At 65.8% G+C, this 15,273-nt stretch carries 14 protein-coding genes; 4 read left to right on the top strand and 10 right to left on the bottom strand.

The features are described 5' to 3' along the window. Position 1: 1 nt before the first annotated feature. A complete protein-coding gene (locus GOSPT_RS14805) occupies positions 2-196 on the top strand; it encodes a YbdD/YjiX family protein (protein WP_005207197.1) in 195 nt (64 codons plus the stop codon). A 398-nt stretch (positions 197-594) separates the two neighbouring features. On the opposite strand, the gene GOSPT_RS14810 is transcribed toward GOSPT_RS14805, so the two are convergent. Next, positions 595-1,359 carry an alpha/beta fold hydrolase gene (locus GOSPT_RS14810; RefSeq protein ID WP_005207198.1) on the bottom strand — a complete coding sequence of 255 codons (765 nt, stop codon included), beginning with the start codon at positions 1,357-1,359 and terminating at the stop codon, positions 595-597. A gap of 74 nt (positions 1,360-1,433) precedes the next feature. Further along, entirely contained in the window at positions 1,434-2,975 is a 1,542-nt protein-coding gene (locus GOSPT_RS14815) for an ABC-F family ATP-binding cassette domain-containing protein (RefSeq protein WP_005207199.1), read from the bottom strand. A gap of 250 nt (positions 2,976-3,225) precedes the next feature. Between GOSPT_RS14815 and GOSPT_RS14820 the strand changes: the two genes are divergently transcribed. After that, a complete protein-coding gene (locus GOSPT_RS14820) occupies positions 3,226-4,227 on the top strand; it encodes an enoyl-CoA hydratase/isomerase family protein (RefSeq protein WP_039856156.1) in 1,002 nt (333 codons plus the stop codon). A 5-nt stretch (positions 4,228-4,232) separates the two neighbouring features. On the opposite strand, the gene GOSPT_RS14825 is transcribed toward GOSPT_RS14820, so the two are convergent. The 4 genes from GOSPT_RS14825 to GOSPT_RS14840 form a co-directional block, all read right to left on the bottom strand. Then, positions 4,233-5,093: a hypothetical protein gene (locus GOSPT_RS14825; protein ID WP_245548725.1), complete on the bottom strand. Its 861-nt coding sequence runs from the start codon at positions 5,091-5,093 to the stop codon at positions 4,233-4,235. A 20-nt stretch (positions 5,094-5,113) separates the two neighbouring features. Beyond that, positions 5,114-6,724 carry a peptide chain release factor 3 gene (locus GOSPT_RS14830; protein ID WP_005207202.1) on the bottom strand — a complete coding sequence of 537 codons (1,611 nt, stop codon included), beginning with the start codon at positions 6,722-6,724 and terminating at the stop codon, positions 5,114-5,116. Between the two features lie 70 nt (positions 6,725-6,794). Beyond that, positions 6,795-7,811, bottom strand: a complete 1,017-nt coding sequence (locus GOSPT_RS14835; protein ID WP_005207203.1) for a beta-ketoacyl-ACP synthase III — start codon at positions 7,809-7,811, stop codon at positions 6,795-6,797. Between the two features lie 50 nt (positions 7,812-7,861). After that, positions 7,862-8,563 carry a PadR family transcriptional regulator gene (locus GOSPT_RS14840; RefSeq protein ID WP_051993926.1) on the bottom strand — a complete coding sequence of 234 codons (702 nt, stop codon included), beginning with the start codon at positions 8,561-8,563 and terminating at the stop codon, positions 7,862-7,864. Between the two features lie 272 nt (positions 8,564-8,835). Between GOSPT_RS14840 and GOSPT_RS14845 the strand changes: the two genes are divergently transcribed. After that, positions 8,836-9,849, top strand: coding sequence for a daunorubicin resistance protein DrrA family ABC transporter ATP-binding protein (locus GOSPT_RS14845; RefSeq protein WP_005207205.1), 1,014 nt, complete (start codon positions 8,836-8,838; stop codon positions 9,847-9,849). Then, positions 9,846-10,607 carry an ABC transporter permease gene (locus tag GOSPT_RS14850; RefSeq protein WP_005207206.1) on the top strand — a complete coding sequence of 254 codons (762 nt, stop codon included), beginning with the start codon at positions 9,846-9,848 and terminating at the stop codon, positions 10,605-10,607. Before GOSPT_RS14845 ends, GOSPT_RS14850 begins: the two co-directional genes overlap by 4 nt. Positions 10,608-10,668: 61 nt before the next feature. On the opposite strand, the gene GOSPT_RS14855 is transcribed toward GOSPT_RS14850, so the two are convergent. From GOSPT_RS14855 to GOSPT_RS14870, 4 genes are all read right to left on the bottom strand, one after another. Next, entirely contained in the window at positions 10,669-11,739 is a 1,071-nt protein-coding gene (locus GOSPT_RS14855) for a beta-ketoacyl-ACP synthase 3 (protein WP_005207207.1), read from the bottom strand. Positions 11,740-11,890: 151 nt separating this feature from the next. Then, the gene (locus GOSPT_RS14860; RefSeq protein ID WP_005207208.1) at positions 11,891-13,726 is read right to left on the bottom strand and encodes an SLC13 family permease; all 1,836 of its coding nucleotides are present in this window, start codon (positions 13,724-13,726) and stop codon (positions 11,891-11,893) included. A gap of 93 nt (positions 13,727-13,819) precedes the next feature. Further along, complete coding sequence (pth, locus tag GOSPT_RS14865; protein ID WP_005207209.1) at positions 13,820-14,386, bottom strand: aminoacyl-tRNA hydrolase; 567 nt, start codon at positions 14,384-14,386, stop codon at positions 13,820-13,822. Between the two features lie 50 nt (positions 14,387-14,436). Beyond that, positions 14,437-15,063 carry a 50S ribosomal protein L25/general stress protein Ctc gene (locus tag GOSPT_RS14870; RefSeq protein ID WP_005207210.1) on the bottom strand — a complete coding sequence of 209 codons (627 nt, stop codon included), beginning with the start codon at positions 15,061-15,063 and terminating at the stop codon, positions 14,437-14,439. Positions 15,064-15,273: the final 210 nt, after the last annotated feature.

Below are 15,273 nucleotides of genomic sequence, written 5' to 3' on the forward strand. Positions count from 1 at the left end.
CATGAAGACCGGCCTCACCCACGCCCTGACCTCGGTGCGCTGGTACGTGCAGAGCGTCATGGGTGATCGAGACTACGACCGCTACCTCGCACACCACGCATCGGAACACGGCGCGTCGGCCCCACTGTCCGAGCGCGAGTACTGGCGCCAACGCTTCGCCGACCAGGACCGCAACCCGCAGGGCCGCTGCTGCTAGGGCGGGTGGTGCGCCGATTGAGCCAACCTCCGCTGATCGAGCGCTCCTACCGCTGATCGAGCCAACCTCTGCTGATCGAGCCTGTCGAGATCACCCCGCCGCTGATCGAGCCGAGCCCGCCCCTGATCGAGCGCCCCCACCGCTGATCGAGCCTGTCGAGATCACCTCGATCAGCGACCGCGGCCGAGATGGGGAGCCGCGCCTCGCAAATGTGTGTCTAATCGAAGGATGTGGGTGCTGCAGCACCCACATCCTTCGATACGACACATATCTAGGCCCGGGCGACGTCGGTTGGTGGGTGATCTCGACAAGCTCGATCAGCGGCGGGGGCTCGATCAGCGGTGCGGGCTTGGTCGGTGGGTGATCTCGACAGGCTCGATCAGCGAGTGTGGGCTCGATCAGCGAGTCGACGCCCGATCCGCGGAGTCGACCGTGTCCGCGAAGTCGTCGATGAGAGCGGCGGTGTAGTCCGGCTGGATCAGCGGGAACAGGTGCATGGCCCGCGGGACGACGACGAGGCGTCCGTCGGCCGCGGTCTCGACGAACCTTTTTTCGTGCAGCCGGAACTGGTCCCACGCGCCGTTCGCGAACAGCGTCGGTCCCGGGTAAGCGGCGACGGAGGCGATGGCGTCGAAGTGGAGCACCGCGTCGACGACGTCGCGAATCGAATGGAGTGCGAGGCCGCCGGCCTCCATGTCGTCGGACACCTCGCGGCCAACGGCGATGCGCGTCAGAACCCTGCTGATCTGGGCAGCTTCGGACGGAAGCACACTGGTCGCCGCGCCGAAGAGACGGAACGGTGTGGCGAGCAGCCCACTTGGCTGCGCGGTCGCGCACAGCACGCCTAGTCCCGCGACACGATCCGGGTGTGCCGCGGCCGTCGCCATCGCGACGTAGCCGCCCATCGACATACCGACGACCACCGCAGAGCCGCCGACCGAGTCGATCGCGTCGACCACCGCGGCGACGGCGCCGTCCAATGTGAACGTCTCGTCGGCGCGTGAGCCGTGGCCCGGCATATCGGGGCAGACCACGTCACGGTCGGCGAGCGAGCCGGCCACGCGCCGAAAGGTCTGTCCGCTCACGCGCAATCCGTGCACCAGAACTATCGGTGTGCGCGACGTGGTGTGGGGAGAATCGGTGGCAACGCTGTCGGTGCTCATCGAAAGTCAGTATCCACGGAGAGTTGCGTGGGATCCACAGGTACAAAAATGCCCCCGTGGATCCCACGCAACTTTCACCTGGGCGTGATCTCGCGGTCGATTCCCACCTCTTCGCGGAAACCCGCGTCGTGCGAGACGAGCAGCAGTGCGCCCGACCAGTCCCGCAACGCCGTGACCAACTCCTCGACGGTGTCGATGTCGAGGTTGTTGGTCGGCTCGTCCATGATGAGGAGCTTGGGATCCGGGTCGACGAAGAGCGCATCCGCCAGTGCGACGCGAAGTCGTTCGCCGCCGGAAAGCTCGCCGAGGCGTCGATCGGCTCGTGAGCCGCGGAACAGGAATCGTGCGAGATGCGCTCGCACATCCTGACCGTCGACCTCCGGGTGCCGCTTACCGACGAATTCGACGACGGTCTGCGACGGATCGTCGAATGTGATCTGTTGCGGCACATACGCATAAGGGACGACGATGCGATCCTCGTCGATGAGGTCGGCGATCAGGCTGGTCTTGCCGGAACCGTTGCGTCCGGTGAGTGCCACGCGTTCGGGGCCGTCCATCCGTAGCCGTTCGTCGACGATCACCTGAGCCGAACTGCCCAGTGCCACATACGGCATGGTGATCCGTGCGCCGCGGTCGGAGCGTACGTCGTCGCGGACAGACTCGAGCCGTCCGGCGGCGGCGGTCACGTCGTCGCGGTGCTCGTTGCGGAAGCGTCCGGCAGACTTCTCTGCGGCGTCGCGCCGGAGATGCGCGATGATCTTGGGGACACGCTTCTCCGGTTCGGCCTTGGCCGCGGTCCGCGCACGTCGGTCGAGGGTGATCTGCGCGTTCACCATCTCCCGACGCTGCTTGCGAAGATCGTTGGCGGCGTTGGCAACTGCGGCCTGCGCTGTGGTCTGTTCCGCATCGACCACCTCGCGATAGAACGAGTACGGGCCACCGAACACCCGCACGTCGCCGTGATACAGCTCGAGCGTGGTATCGACGCGTTCGAGGAGCTCGAGATCGTGGGAGACGGCGAGGACGGTGCCCGCGAATCTGTCGATCAGCTCGAAAACTTTGTCGCGAGAATCGGTGTCGAGATTGTTGGTGGGCTCGTCGAGCAGCAGCACCGCCGGTCGGTGCACGATCCGCGAGACGATCGCGAGCAGCGTCGCCTCGCCACCGGACAGTGTGCCGACCGATCTGTCGAGGTCGGTGGGCAGCCCCAGCGTCGCCAGCTCGGAGGCCGCACGCGCTTCGATATCCCAGTCGTCACCCACGACATCGAAGTGCGCTGCGTCGACCGAGCCGGCCTCGATGGCGCTGATCGCGGCCCTGATCGGCTCGATCCCCAACGCCGACGCGATGGTCAGCGACGTATCGGAGAAGGCGTGCTGGGGAACGAGCGCGACGTCGCCGGTGGTGGTGATGCTTCCCGATGCCGGTACGAGATGGCCCGCGATCAGGCGTAGCAGCGTCGTCTTGCCTGCGCCGTTGGCGCCGACCAGCGAATACACGGCGCGGGGAACGGAGAACGAGAGCTCGTCGAATACCGATGTCCCGTCAGGCCACCTGTACGAAACGTCAGACAGTGTGATGGACGGTGCGAGATCGACGGATGACGGTGTGGACATGAACAACTCCGAGAAATTGGTGGGTGCGTACTGCGTCGGATCGACGCGGTCGCGCTGAATGCCAATCTCAGATGTTCATGTCTGTCAGATCACCCCTGTGCTCTTCGGAGAATGGTGCCGCACGTCCGTGCGAACCCTATCCACTTTAACTCTGCCGACGGACCTCTTGCCAACCGTGTTTGTGGAGTGTGCACAGGTGCGCTCGCCCGCCGATGGAGTCCGTGTTCGACGACGCGCTACCGTGAAACCCATGTCCTTCATCCGAACTCAGGTCGCGGGCGGTGTCGGTGAGATCATTCTCGACCGCCCCAAGGCACTCAATGCGCTCGATCAGACGATGATCGACGACATGCACGATGTCCTCGGGCGTTGGGGTGACGACGATTCGATCGAGACGGTGCTGGTGACCTCCGCGAGCGATCGCGCCTTCTGCGCCGGCGGCGACATCCGGGCGATCCGCGAGCACGCCGTCGCGGGTGAGTACGACGAGATCCGAAACTACTTCGCCGCAGAGTATCGACTCGATCAGATGATCGCGCACTACCCCAAGGCGTATGTCGCGCTGATCGACGGAGTCGCGATGGGTGGCGGACTCGGAATCAGCGTGCATGGCGAGGTCCGCGTCGTCACCGAGAACTCGTTGATGGCCATGCCCGAGACCGCAATCGGTTTCTTCCCCGACGTCGGCGCGACCTACTTTCTGCCACGCCTGCAGCGTGGTGTGGGAATGTGGTTGGGGCTCACCGGTTCACGCGTGCGCGGCGCCGACGCCGTCCACCTCGGGCTCGCCACGCACTTCGTGCCCGCGGCCGAGCTGGACTCCGTCGCCGACGCGCTGCGCGCCGGGGAGTCGCTCGTCGACATCCTCGGAGGCAGAAGCGAATTGCCCGCCTCCGACATCCCGATCGCCACGATCGGCGAGTACTTCGGCGACGACAACGTCGCCGCGATCCTCGGTGGGTTACGCGGCGCGGCAGGCGATGACTGGGCCGCGGAGATGGTGGAGCTCCTCGAAGGTGCGTCGCCGACGAGCCTGTGGGTGACCGCAGCGCTTCTCGACGCAGGCCGCGATTCGACGCTCGACGAGTGCTTCGACCGCGAATTGCATGCGGCGACAACGATCACGAAGACCAACGACTTCTCGGAAGGCGTGCGAGCAATGCTCGTCGACAAGGATCGCAGCCCGTCGTTCGAGCCGTCGACCATCGACGCTGTCGATCAGTCTGTGGTCGCCTCGATCGTCGAGGACTGAGCCGGTCACGGCTGCAGGTCGAACCATCCGGTGAGGCTTGTCGGGCGCTCGGGCCGCGCACCTGGCGTCGGTGCGGCCGCGGGCGCAGGTGTGGCGGCGGGCGCCGCACCGTCGTCGTCGACCGGCACGTCGTCATCCGGATCGAGCGGATTCTGTTCGGCGACAATCGTTTCAGGGCAGTCGAACGAGCCTGCCGCCCGTTTCGACGACATCGCGGTCAGTGTCAGTGTGCACGTCGTCGACGACCTGTACGTGCCCTTCTCCGACAGCCCGACGGTGGCGGTGATCGACGTGGTCAGCGGGCCAACGGGCGGGCGCGGACCATCGGTCGGCGGTAGGTGTTCGCCGGTCAGCGCGCCGACGGGAAATTCGATCTGCGCGCCGTCGGTGCCGTCGCCCTTGAACACGAACAGCAGGGATTCGGGTGGGACATCGGGTGTCGGTTCGCCCCAGCGGGCGAACTCGTAACATGCTGGGGCGGAAGACATCTGCTGCGCAGTCGGACTGGCCGACGCAGCTACCTGCCCGTCCGCCCCCACCTGTCCGGCCGCGCCTACCTGTCCTCCGACGCCGGCCTGGGCGGGCGATGCCGTCAACGGTCGCGGCGAGATCAGAATGTGTCCGCGGGTGAATCTCAGGTCATAACCCTGTCGGTCGATCGATCCCGACGGGGCCTTCTCCGCGCAGCGCGCCGGGTCTTGCTGAGCCGAAGTGGTCGGGGTTGCCGACGACGACTGCACCGCGCGCGTCACCGACGTCGAGTCGGCGCACGCCGCCATGATCGATGTGCCTGCTGCCGCAATCGCCAACGGTGCCGTGAGGCGCACCGTTCGGCCGGACAGCCCAGCGGTCGTTCGTCCGATCACGTCGTGTCAGCCCGCCCTGGTCAATCAGCCGTTGCGACAAGCGGTTCGAGCGTCAGGTCGCCGTGTTCTTTCTCGATGTACTGCAGTCGCCATTTGTCGCTGAAGAGTGCGAGTATCGCGCCGTCGGTCCGCGTGAACACCTCGACGCCCCGCTGACGGTTGAGTTCCGACGCACTGTCGGCGTCGGTCCGTCGGGCGAGGCTGTACCCGAGTGGCTCGATCACGGTGTCGACGTTGAACTCAGTCTTCATCCGTGCGGTGACCACCTCGAACTGCATCGGTCCGACGGCGGCCAGTACGGGCGACGCGTCGCCACGAGTGTCGTTGCGCAACACCTGTACAACGCCTTCGCTGTCGAGCTGATCCATGGCCTTGCGGAACTGCTTGTACTTGTCTGCGGTGGTGACGCGTAGCGTCGAAAAGTGTTCTGGCGCAAAGGAAGGGATGGGCGGGTACTGGATGCGCGGGCCGTCGTAGAGTGTGTCGCCCGGCGCGAGCGCCGTCGCGTTGACGAGGCCGACGACGTCGCCGGGGTAGGCGGTGTCGACCGTCGACCGGTCGCGGCCGACAACGGTGTGGGCGTACTTGGTGGCGAACGGTTTTCCGGTCTGCGCGTGGGTGACGACCATGCCGCGTTCGAACTCGCCGCTCACGATGCGCATGAAGGCCAACCGGTCTCGGTGGCTGGAGTCCATGCCTGCCTGGACCTTGAACACGACGGCGCTGAACGGGTCGGTGACCTCGCGTTCGGTGCCGTCGATCCCGGTGCGACCCGACGGCGCCGGCGCGAGTTCGACAAGCGCGTCGAGCAGTTGGCGGACACCGAAGTTCAGCATCGCCGAGGCGAAGATCATCGGCGACGTCTGGCCTGCGAGGAAGAGTTCCTCGTCGTGATCCTGGCCCATCTCGGAGAGCAGTTCACTCTCTTCGACGGCCGCGATCCAGGCGTCGCCCTCGCGCTCGAGGGCGGCGTCGGGATCGAGCAGTTCCTCCGGCGCGATCTTGGCTCCACCGGCGGTGCGGGTGAAGTGGATGTACTCGCCGGTGCGGCGGTCGAGGAGTCCGCGGAAATCGCCTGCGATGCCGACGGGCAGGAACAGCGGAGTGGGGATCAAACCGATACGTTCGCTGATCTCGTCGATGAGCTCCAACCGGGTGCGACCGGGGCGGTCCCATTTGTTGATGACGGTGATGACCGGGATGCCGCGGTGGCGACACACCTGGAACAGTTTGAGCGTCTGCGGCTCGAGGCCCTTGGCGGCGTCGATGAGCATGACCGCGGCGTCGACCGCGGTGAGCACTCGGTAGGTGTCCTCGGAGAAGTCGGCGTGGCCCGGAGTGTCGACGAGGTTGATGACCGCGCCGGGGCCGTCGGTGCCTTCGAGTGCGTAGTTGAACTGCAGGGCGGTGGAGCTGACGGAGATTCCGCGAGCCTTCTCCATCTCCATCCAGTCCGACACCGTCGACTTACGGCCGGCCTTGCCGTGGATGGCGCCCGCCTCGCTGATCACGTGCGCGTGCAACGCCAGGGCCTCGGTCATCGTCGACTTACCCGCGTCGGGGTGGGAGATGATGGCGAAGGTACGTCGACGCTGGGCTTCGAGCCGCAGCTCACGCGCGTCAGAACTCACCAGACGAGGCTACTAGCCGGGCGAGCGTCGGAGCAAAACGCTCGACGCTGCCCGACGGTCGGTCCAGACGCTACTCGAACGGCACCGGCGGCATCTTGACCACCTGCGCGGCGTAGCTGAGTCCCGCACCGTAGCCGAGCAGCAGTGCTGTGTCGCCCGGCTTGGCCTTGCCGGTCGAGAGGAGATCCTCCATGGCCAGCGGGATCGATGCCGCCGACGTGTTGCCGGTGTATTCGATGTCGTTGGCCACCGGGGTGCCCTCGGGCAGATGCAGCGTCTTCGCAAGCAGATCGTTGATGCGGGTGTTGGCCTGATGGGGGACGAAGACGTCGAGGTCTTCGGCGCCGATCTTGGCGGCGTCGAGCGCGCGCTGTGCCACCTTGCCCATTTCGAAAGCGGCCCAACGGAATACCGCAGTGCCCTGCAGACGCACGTAGGGCCGCTGCACCCGGTCGCCGTCGAGGAAGGTCACCCAGTCGATGTCCTGGCGGATCGCGTCGTATTGACTGCCGTCGCTACCCCAGATGACTGGTCCGAGCTGCTGGTCCTCGGTGGGTCCGACGACGACGGCTCCGGCACCGTCGCCGAAGATGAAGCAGTTGGTGCGGTCGGTCATGTCGAGGGTCACGGACAACTGCTCGGCGCCGATGACGAGGACATGCGTTGCGCTTCCGCCGCGCACCATGTCGGCGGCGAGCGCCATGCCGTAACCGAATCCGGCGCAGCCGACGGTGACGTCGAATGCGGGAACACCGTTCGCGCCGAGTTCGGTGGCGACCTTCGTCGCGCCCGCAGGCGTCATGAGCAGATGGGTGTTGGTCGCGAGGATGACGGCGTCGATGTCGGAGCCGGAGAGCAGAGCATTGGCGATCGCCGTGCGCCCGGCCTTGACGCCCATCTCCACGACGTCCTCGTCGCGGCGCGCGAAGCGTCGGGTCTTGATGCCGGTCCGCGTGTAGATCCACTCGTCGGAGGAATCGATGTGCTCGCAGATCTCGTCGTTGGTGACGACGCGCTCGGGACGGTACGCACCGATGCCGAGCATGCCGATGTTGTTGACGCCCGCTGTATCCGCGATCTCTGCCATGAGGTTCCTTCCGTTATGCGACCCGACATAGACCGTCTCACATCGCGGCGCTACTCGGAAGTACTGATGCGCGGCGACGGGGCATCGTGGCCGGGCTGACCCTGCAGAATGCGCCTGTAATCGGTGCGGTCGACGGTCATCTGGTGGCCCGGGTCGTCGGGTGGTGGCGTCCAGTCGGCGTTCTCCAGAAACGACAGCGTCCCGTTCTGGACGTCGGCGATGACGTCGGTGAGCCAGTCCGCCTCGGCCTGCGCGAGGCGCAACCACAGGCGAGCGCCTTCCATGGCATGCGGCGGAGCGTAGGGGTTGGCACCGGGTTCGGTTGCTGCGGAGTATTCGCGCATCACGTCCTGCAGCGTCACCAAACGCTGTTTGAGCAGCGTCGTCGCGTGGTCGTCGCCGAGGAGTGGCAGGAGATTGAACGCCGCCTGGAACGCGCTGCGGTCGAAGACGTCGACGCCGATGATCGCGTGCTCGAGCATGCTGTGCAGCCTGACCCGACCCGACTCGGTGATCTCGTAGACGCTGACCTCGCGTGAGCCGTCGGAGACCTCGCGTCGCGTGAGATCGCCTGAGTCGCTGAGCTTTCCGAGGGCGTGGTAGATCGAGCCCGGATTGACGTTGGCCCATTTGTCGACCTGCCACGACAACAGTTCGCGTCGGATCTGATAGCCGTTGACCGGCCCGAAGATCCCGACGACGCCGAGCAGGAGTAGCGGCGTCGTCGGTGGGATCGGTGGCGTGGAAGCCATGACCTGACAGTAATGCGTCGACGCGGATTCCGAATCGAGGGCAGGGGTTGTCCGCATTTCGATGAATCATCGACGAGCAGGTGGTCAGTACAAGCAGAGAGAGCCACGAGGTGGGCGCCGTCGGGTTTCCGACGCCGCCGACGACTACCTCTGCGACGAAGCCGGCATCTAGTCAACTTTGACTAAATGGCTTATATTCAAGTTTGAACACTATGCGTGAGCGGCTCATTCGACGTTCACACGCAGAGAGGGGACGAGCTGTGACACCGACGATGATCCAAGCGCGAGGTCTGGTGCAGACATTCACGACGGGGCGAGGCAAGAACAAACGCGAGGTGCGAGCCGTCGACGGCGTCGACCTCGATATTCACGAGGGCGAGGTGGTCGGATTTCTCGGCCCCAACGGCGCGGGGAAGACGACCACGCTGCGCATGTTGACGACGTTGCTGCGGCCGACCGCCGGAACCGCGACCGTCAACGGATACGACGTCGTGCGCGAGTCGGTGATGGTCCGTCGCAGTATCGGATACGTGTCGCAGGCGGGTGGAACGTTCAGCCAGGCCAGGGCGGGCGACGAGGTGGTCGACCACGGGATGCTCTACGGACTCTCGCACGCCGACGCCACTCGACGCGGGCACGAACTGTTCTCCCGACTGCAACTCGACGGACTGTGGGAACGGCAGCCCAAGAACATGTCGGGTGGTCAGAAGCGTCGCCTCGACATCGCAATGGGATTGATCCACGATCCCTCGCTGGTCTTCCTCGACGAACCGACCACCGGCCTCGACCCGCAGGCGAGAGCGAACCTCTGGGACCACATCAGCAGGCTGCGCACCGAGCGTGGCGCCACGGTCTTCCTCACCACGCACTACCTCGACGAGGCCGACGAACTGTCGGACCGCATCCTCATCATCGACAACGGCAAGATCGTCGCGGCCGACACCGCTCAGAACCTCAAAGACCAGGTGTCGGGCGACCTCGTCGACCTCGAGATCCAGCTGGCAGCCGAGGTCGACATAGCCGCGGATCGTCTACGACGCATCGCCAACTCCGTCGAGACCGACGGCCGCCACGTGCGCGGCCGTGTGCGGCACGCGGGACGCGAGATACCGGGACTGCTCCGCGAACTCGACGCCTCGGGCATCGCGCTCGACAGCATCGAGGTGCTGCGACCCACCCTCGACGACGTCTTCCTCACGATGACCGGGCGTTCACTGCGCGACGCTCAAGCCACGAGCGAAGACGCCGCACTCGAAGAACTCGACAACGAAGGAGCCATCCGATGAACTTCCTCCGCGACTCCACCATCGTGTTCCGTCGACAGATCCGGATGAATCTGCGTAACCCGGCCTGGGTACTGATCGGGGTGCTGCAACCCGTGCTCTACCTGCTGCTGTTCGGCCCGCTGCTCAAACCCATCGTCGACCAGTTCCCCGGCGGCGCCGACAATGCCTACACGTTCCTGGTGCCAGGACTCCTCGTGCAGCTCGGATTCTTCGGCGCGATGTTCGCCGGGTTCAGTCTGATCGGGGAGTGGCGCGAAGGCGTCGTCGAAGCCGAACGCGTGACGCCCGCGAGCCGCACCGCACTGCTGGCCGGTCGGCTGATGCGCGACGTGCTGCAGTTGTTCGTCCAGGCGCTGATCCTGGTGTTCCTCGGCTACGCCATGGGTATGCGCGGATCCGTCAGCGGCGCGATCGTCGGCATCGCAATCACGCTGCTGATCGGCGCAGCGTGCGCCGCGGCGTCGAACGCGCTTGCCCTGACCGCCAAGAGCGAAGACGTCATGGCGCCGGTCATCAACATGGTGATGATGCCGGTGCTGTTGCTGTCGGGAATCCTGCTGCCGATGACGCTCGGACCGATGTGGCTGCAACGGGCCAGCGATTTCATGCCGTTCCGCTGGATCGTCGACGCCGTCCGCAGCAGCTTCGTCGGAGGCATCGCGACGTCGACGGTCGCGTGGGGTCTGCTCACCGCCATCGCGCTGGCGATTCTCGGAACATGGTGGGGCACAGCGGTATTCCGCAGGGAGAACGCGTAGCGGGTGCTACCCCAGGTCGTCGAAGCTGCTCACCTTCGGCGCCGGGGGCAGAGTCACGGTGTCACCCGAGGTCGTCGAAGCTGCTCACCTTCGGCGCCGGGGGCAGAGTCACGACAGCCCCGGCGTAGGAGAGGCCCGCGCCGAACCCGAGCAGCAGCGCGGTCTGGCCGCCCTTGGCCTTGCCGGTGGCCAGCATCTCTTCCATCGCGAGCGGGATCGACGCCGCCGACGTGTTGCCGGTGTTCTCGATGTCGTTGGCCATCGGCAGGTCGTCGGGGAAGCCCAGGTTCTTCTTCATCAAGTCGTTGATCCGAGCGTTCGCCTGGTGGGGTACGAACACCTCGATGTCGTCGATACCGATGCCGGACTGCTCGATGACCGACGACAGCGCCTTGGGCAGTGTGATTGCCGCCCAGCGGAAGACGCGTGAACCCTCCATCGTGACCACCATGCGGCCGACGGGCTCGGTCTCCGGATCCTTGTGCTGGTACTCCTGAGCGCGATCCATGTACTCGGGAATGTCGTAGTTCTGGCCGATCGCCTCGGCGTTCTCGCCGTCGGAACCCCAGACGGTAGGGGAGATCCCGTTGTCGTCACTCGGTCCGACGACGACCGCGCCGGCGCCGTCGCCGAAGATGAATGCGGTGTTGCGGTCGGTGGGCTCCATGACGACCGACATCGTCTCGACGCCGACGACAAGCACGTACTCGGCTGAGCCCGCGCGCACGGTGTCGGCCGCGACGCCCAGGGCGTAGCCGAAGCCGCCGCATCCCGCGGCGATGTCGTAGGCGGGAATTCCGTTGAGGCCGATGTCGTAGGCCACGATCGGGCCGCCGTGCGGGATCTTGGTCTTCCAGCTGTTGGTGGCCAGAATCAGCGCACCGATCTTGTCCTTGTCGATCCCGGAGTTCTCGATGGCCCGCTCGGCTGCGGCTGCGGCCATCGACCGCGCGGTCTCGTCGCCGCTGATCCACCGGCGATTCCGGATGCCGCTGCGCTCGAAGATCCACTGATCCGAACTGTCGAGAACCTCGCACACCTCATCGTTGCTGACCAGGCGCTTCGGTCGGTACGCGCCGATGCCCAACATCGCTACGTTCTGATGGCCTGTGTTGGCGGCGATGACGGTCACGCGTACTTCCCTTCGACAAACGGATCACGCAGCGGATAGCCCTGCGTCCGAAAAGAGTGTAGGCCCCGCCACATCCGGTGACGAACAAGGCCGCTTCTCACGGCTCCTGCTCGCCCCGGCCGTCGAGTGCGTCTCAGCGGTTGAGGGGGTATCAGCCGTTGATCGGCCAGAACACCGGGACCAGGGTCACGGTGACGATCAGCCAGCAGATCATCAGCACGATCCCCAGTCGCCAATAGTCGCCGAAGCGGTATCCGCCCGGATTCATCACGATCATGTTGGCGGGAGTGGCGATCGGTGTCAGCAGGGAAGCGGCGGCTGCGACGCAGACCACCATGAGCACAGTTCGAGCGTCGACACCGACGTCGGCCGCGGCGACGAGCGCGATCGGAATGACGATCAGCGCGGTGGCGACGTTGGAGATGAACTGTCCGAGTGAGGCCGTCAGCACGAACAGCATCGCGAGCAGAAGATACGCACTGTGCCCGGACACGAGGTCGACGATGGGTCGTGCGATCAACTCGGCACCGCCACTGCTCGTGATCGCCGCCGACATCGGGATCAGCGCGGCGATCAGAACCAGCGTCGCCCAGGGAACGGCACGATATGCCTGCTCGCTCGACAGCACGCGGAACAGCACCATCGCACCCGCGCCGAGTAGGCCGGCGACCACCGGGGGCACGACCCCGCTCGCCAGCAGCGCGATCGTGGCCACCAGGATGACGGCCGCGCGCGGAGCACTCCGTCCGAGTGGAACCGTCTGCCGCCGAACGGTTTCCGACGACGCGACCACCAGAACGTCCTTGTCGTCGGCCAGTGCGTCGAGCGCGCCCCACGGTCCGTACACCAGTAGGGCGTCGCCTTCCTGCAGCGTCGACGCGCGGGACGAGACGTCGTCGTTCTGCCTGCGCACCGACAACACGAGCAGTCCGTCTTCTGCGCGCACCATCCCGCCGAACGCCGGTCGTCCGATCCACGACGAGCGCGGCGGGATCACCAACTCACAGACTCCGTTGTCGCGGTTGATGAGACTGTCGTGGCGACGACTCATGCGCCTGCCGATGGTGTCCTCGACGGTGAGGTCGGTGTCCCGCGCGAGCGTCTCGACGGCGGTGCCCACGCCGGAGACGACGAGTACGTCCGACGGTTCGAGCTTATGCGTCGAACTCAGTACGCGGCCACGTTCGGACTGTGCGGCGACCGTGTCGATCGCGTCGTCGGTGATGGCGGCGCGGACAGTCTTCCCGACAAGCGTCGACGCCGCTTCGACGTGCAGGCGAAAGGTACGCACGCCGGTCGTCGCCAATCCCGACAATTCATAATGCTCAACGACGTCGCGCTGGTATCTGCTGAAATCCTCTGGCAGTGACTGTGATTCGCGACGCGGGATCAGCCGGTCGCCGACAAGCGCGATGACAACCAGCGTCCCCACGACCAGGGGGACGCCGATGAGGGAGAAGCCGAAGTAGCCGATCGAGGAACCGGTTTGCTCGGTGGCGGCTTCATCGATGATGACGTTGACCGGGCTGCCGCTCAGCGTGAGCAGTGAACCGGCGCTCGCGGCGAACGCGAGAGGGAGCAGTACGCGCGACGGTGACAGATGCGCCCGCCGCGCGACGGCGACGCTGACCGGGACCAACGCTGCCGCTGCGCCGTTAATCGTGATGAGTGGACTCAATGCCGCGGCGAGAACCATGATGGCGGCAACCACCCTGGTGCGTGTGCGACCTGCGACGCGCGCCAGCACGCTGCCCAGCCATGCGGTGATTCCCGACGCCTCGAGTCCCTCGCTGATCACGAACAGGGCCGCGATGAAGGCGATGACGCTCTGACCGAGACCCGAGGTCAGTTCGTCGAACTGCACGAGTCCGAGGAAGTAGAGCGCCAGCGCCGACCCGATGGCGACGAGGCCGACCGGCAGCTTGTTGATGATGAACAACACGACCGTGACGCCGAGGACGATGAGGCTCAGGGTGGCGTCCGACATTGGACCATCGTTGCACCGAGAGTGCACTCATGCTGCGGTGTCGGGCAGTGCGTGCCGCTTTTCAGTCAGCGGCGGCGTCGCCGAATCGCGGTATCACCAGGTGTGGACGACGTTCTGCGCTGCCTCGAGACCCGAGGCGATCAGCGCCTCGGTGGCGTCGGCGCCGTGCTGGATGAGTAGTTCGACGTCGGCGCGTGCCGACGACGGAAAGGGTTTGAGCACGAAGTCGGCGGGATCCTGGCGGCCGGGCGGGCGACCAATGCCCAAGCGGACGCGGTAGTAGTCACGCGATCCGAGTGCCTGGCTGATCGAGCGCAGGCCGTTGTGGCCGCCTTCGCCGCCACCGAGTTTGAGGCGGACGGCACCGAAGTCGATGTCGAGTTCGTCGTGCAGCGCGATCAGATCCGACGGGTTGATCGAGTAGAACTTCGCGAGTGGGCCGATCTCGCGGCCGGTGGTGTTCATGTACGTGCGTGCACGTGCCACCAACACCGACTGGCCGGCGAGCGTGATGGGTGCCACCATCGCGCCGGAGCGCTTGTGCACCTTCCATCGCTCGCCGGCCGTCGTGACGAGATGGTCTGCGACCATCGCGCCGATGTTGTGACGCGTCCGCTCATACTTGGAACCGGGATTACCGAGTCCGACAACAAGTTTCATGATTCCTGTGTCATCAGTAGTGGCGGAGCGTCGGAAGAGGTGACGCCGAATTACTCGGCCTCGGCCTCAGCGGCGGCGGCGTCGGCGTCAGCCTGCTCCGCGTCGGTCTCTTCCTCGAGCTCTGCGGCGGTGGTCGCCTCGTTGACTGCGACGATGAGGGTCTCCGGGTCGGTGATGAGCTCGACGCCCTGGGGGAGGACCAGGTCCGACGCGTGGACCGACGTGCCGACTTCCTTGCCCTCGACGTCGACGACGATCTGCTCGGGAATCGACAGTGCGTCGGCCTCGATCTCGACGGTGTTGGCGTCCTGGGTGACCAGGGTGCCGGGAGCGGCGTCGCCCTCGACGACGATGGTGACCTCGACGGTGACCTTCTCGCCGCGCTTGATGACGAGCAGGTCGACGTGCTCGATGTAGTTGCGGATCGGGTGGATGTCGATCTGCTTGGTCAGCGCGAGCTGGCTGGTGCCCTCGATGTCGAGGTCGAGGACCGCGTTGGTGCCGTTGTTACGCAGGATGGCGGCGAAATCGCGAGCCGGGAGGTTGAGGTGCTGCGGGTCGGTGCCGTGGCCGTACAGCACGGCGGGCACGTTGCCTGCGCGACGAGCGCGTCGAGCGGCGCCCTTGCCCTTTTCGGTGCGGGTGGTGACTGCCAGTGCGTTTGCCTGGGTTGCCATGTGACTCTCCTTGGTGGTTCGGCCGCGTCTGTGCGTGCAGCCGGGTGGTCGGTGCTCGGCGCTCTGTGGCAGTTCCGCAGGCCGACAATCCACGACCACCTGCGGAAAGTCGAGTCCGCAAGGAGATGTGCGATGGTCGCGCCGATTACGGTGACTGCTCACCCTCGCCGAGACAACCCGTCAAGAATAGACGACGACCTGCGGTGAAGT

The sequence above is a fragment of the Gordonia sputi NBRC 100414 genome (assembly GCF_000248055.1).
In the GTDB taxonomy this organism is placed as follows: domain Bacteria; phylum Actinomycetota; class Actinomycetes; order Mycobacteriales; family Mycobacteriaceae; genus Gordonia; species Gordonia sputi.

Excerpts from the sequence above, each read along its gene's own strand:
- GOSPT_RS14840 (WP_051993926.1), bottom strand. The coding sequence starts at position 8,563 with ATGGCTTCCACGCCACCGATCCCACCGACGACGCCGCTACTCCTGCTC.
- GOSPT_RS14850 (WP_005207206.1), top strand. The coding sequence starts at position 9,846 with ATGAACTTCCTCCGCGACTCCACCATCGTGTTCCGTCGACAGATCCGG.
- GOSPT_RS14805 (WP_005207197.1), top strand. The coding sequence starts at position 2 with ATGAAGACCGGCCTCACCCACGCCCTGACCTCGGTGCGCTGGTACGTG.
- GOSPT_RS14860 (WP_005207208.1), bottom strand. The coding sequence starts at position 13,726 with ATGTCGGACGCCACCCTGAGCCTCATCGTCCTCGGCGTCACGGTCGTG.
- GOSPT_RS14815 (WP_005207199.1), bottom strand. The coding sequence starts at position 2,975 with ATGTCCACACCGTCATCCGTCGATCTCGCACCGTCCATCACACTGTCT.
- pth (WP_005207209.1), bottom strand. The coding sequence starts at position 14,386 with ATGAAACTTGTTGTCGGACTCGGTAATCCCGGTTCCAAGTATGAGCGG.
- GOSPT_RS14820 (WP_039856156.1), top strand. The coding sequence starts at position 3,226 with ATGTCCTTCATCCGAACTCAGGTCGCGGGCGGTGTCGGTGAGATCATT.
- GOSPT_RS14845 (WP_005207205.1), top strand. The coding sequence starts at position 8,836 with ATGATCCAAGCGCGAGGTCTGGTGCAGACATTCACGACGGGGCGAGGC.
- GOSPT_RS14810 (WP_005207198.1), bottom strand. The coding sequence starts at position 1,359 with ATGAGCACCGACAGCGTTGCCACCGATTCTCCCCACACCACGTCGCGC.
- GOSPT_RS14835 (WP_005207203.1), bottom strand. The coding sequence starts at position 7,811 with ATGGCAGAGATCGCGGATACAGCGGGCGTCAACAACATCGGCATGCTC.
- GOSPT_RS14870 (WP_005207210.1), bottom strand. The coding sequence starts at position 15,063 with ATGGCAACCCAGGCAAACGCACTGGCAGTCACCACCCGCACCGAAAAG.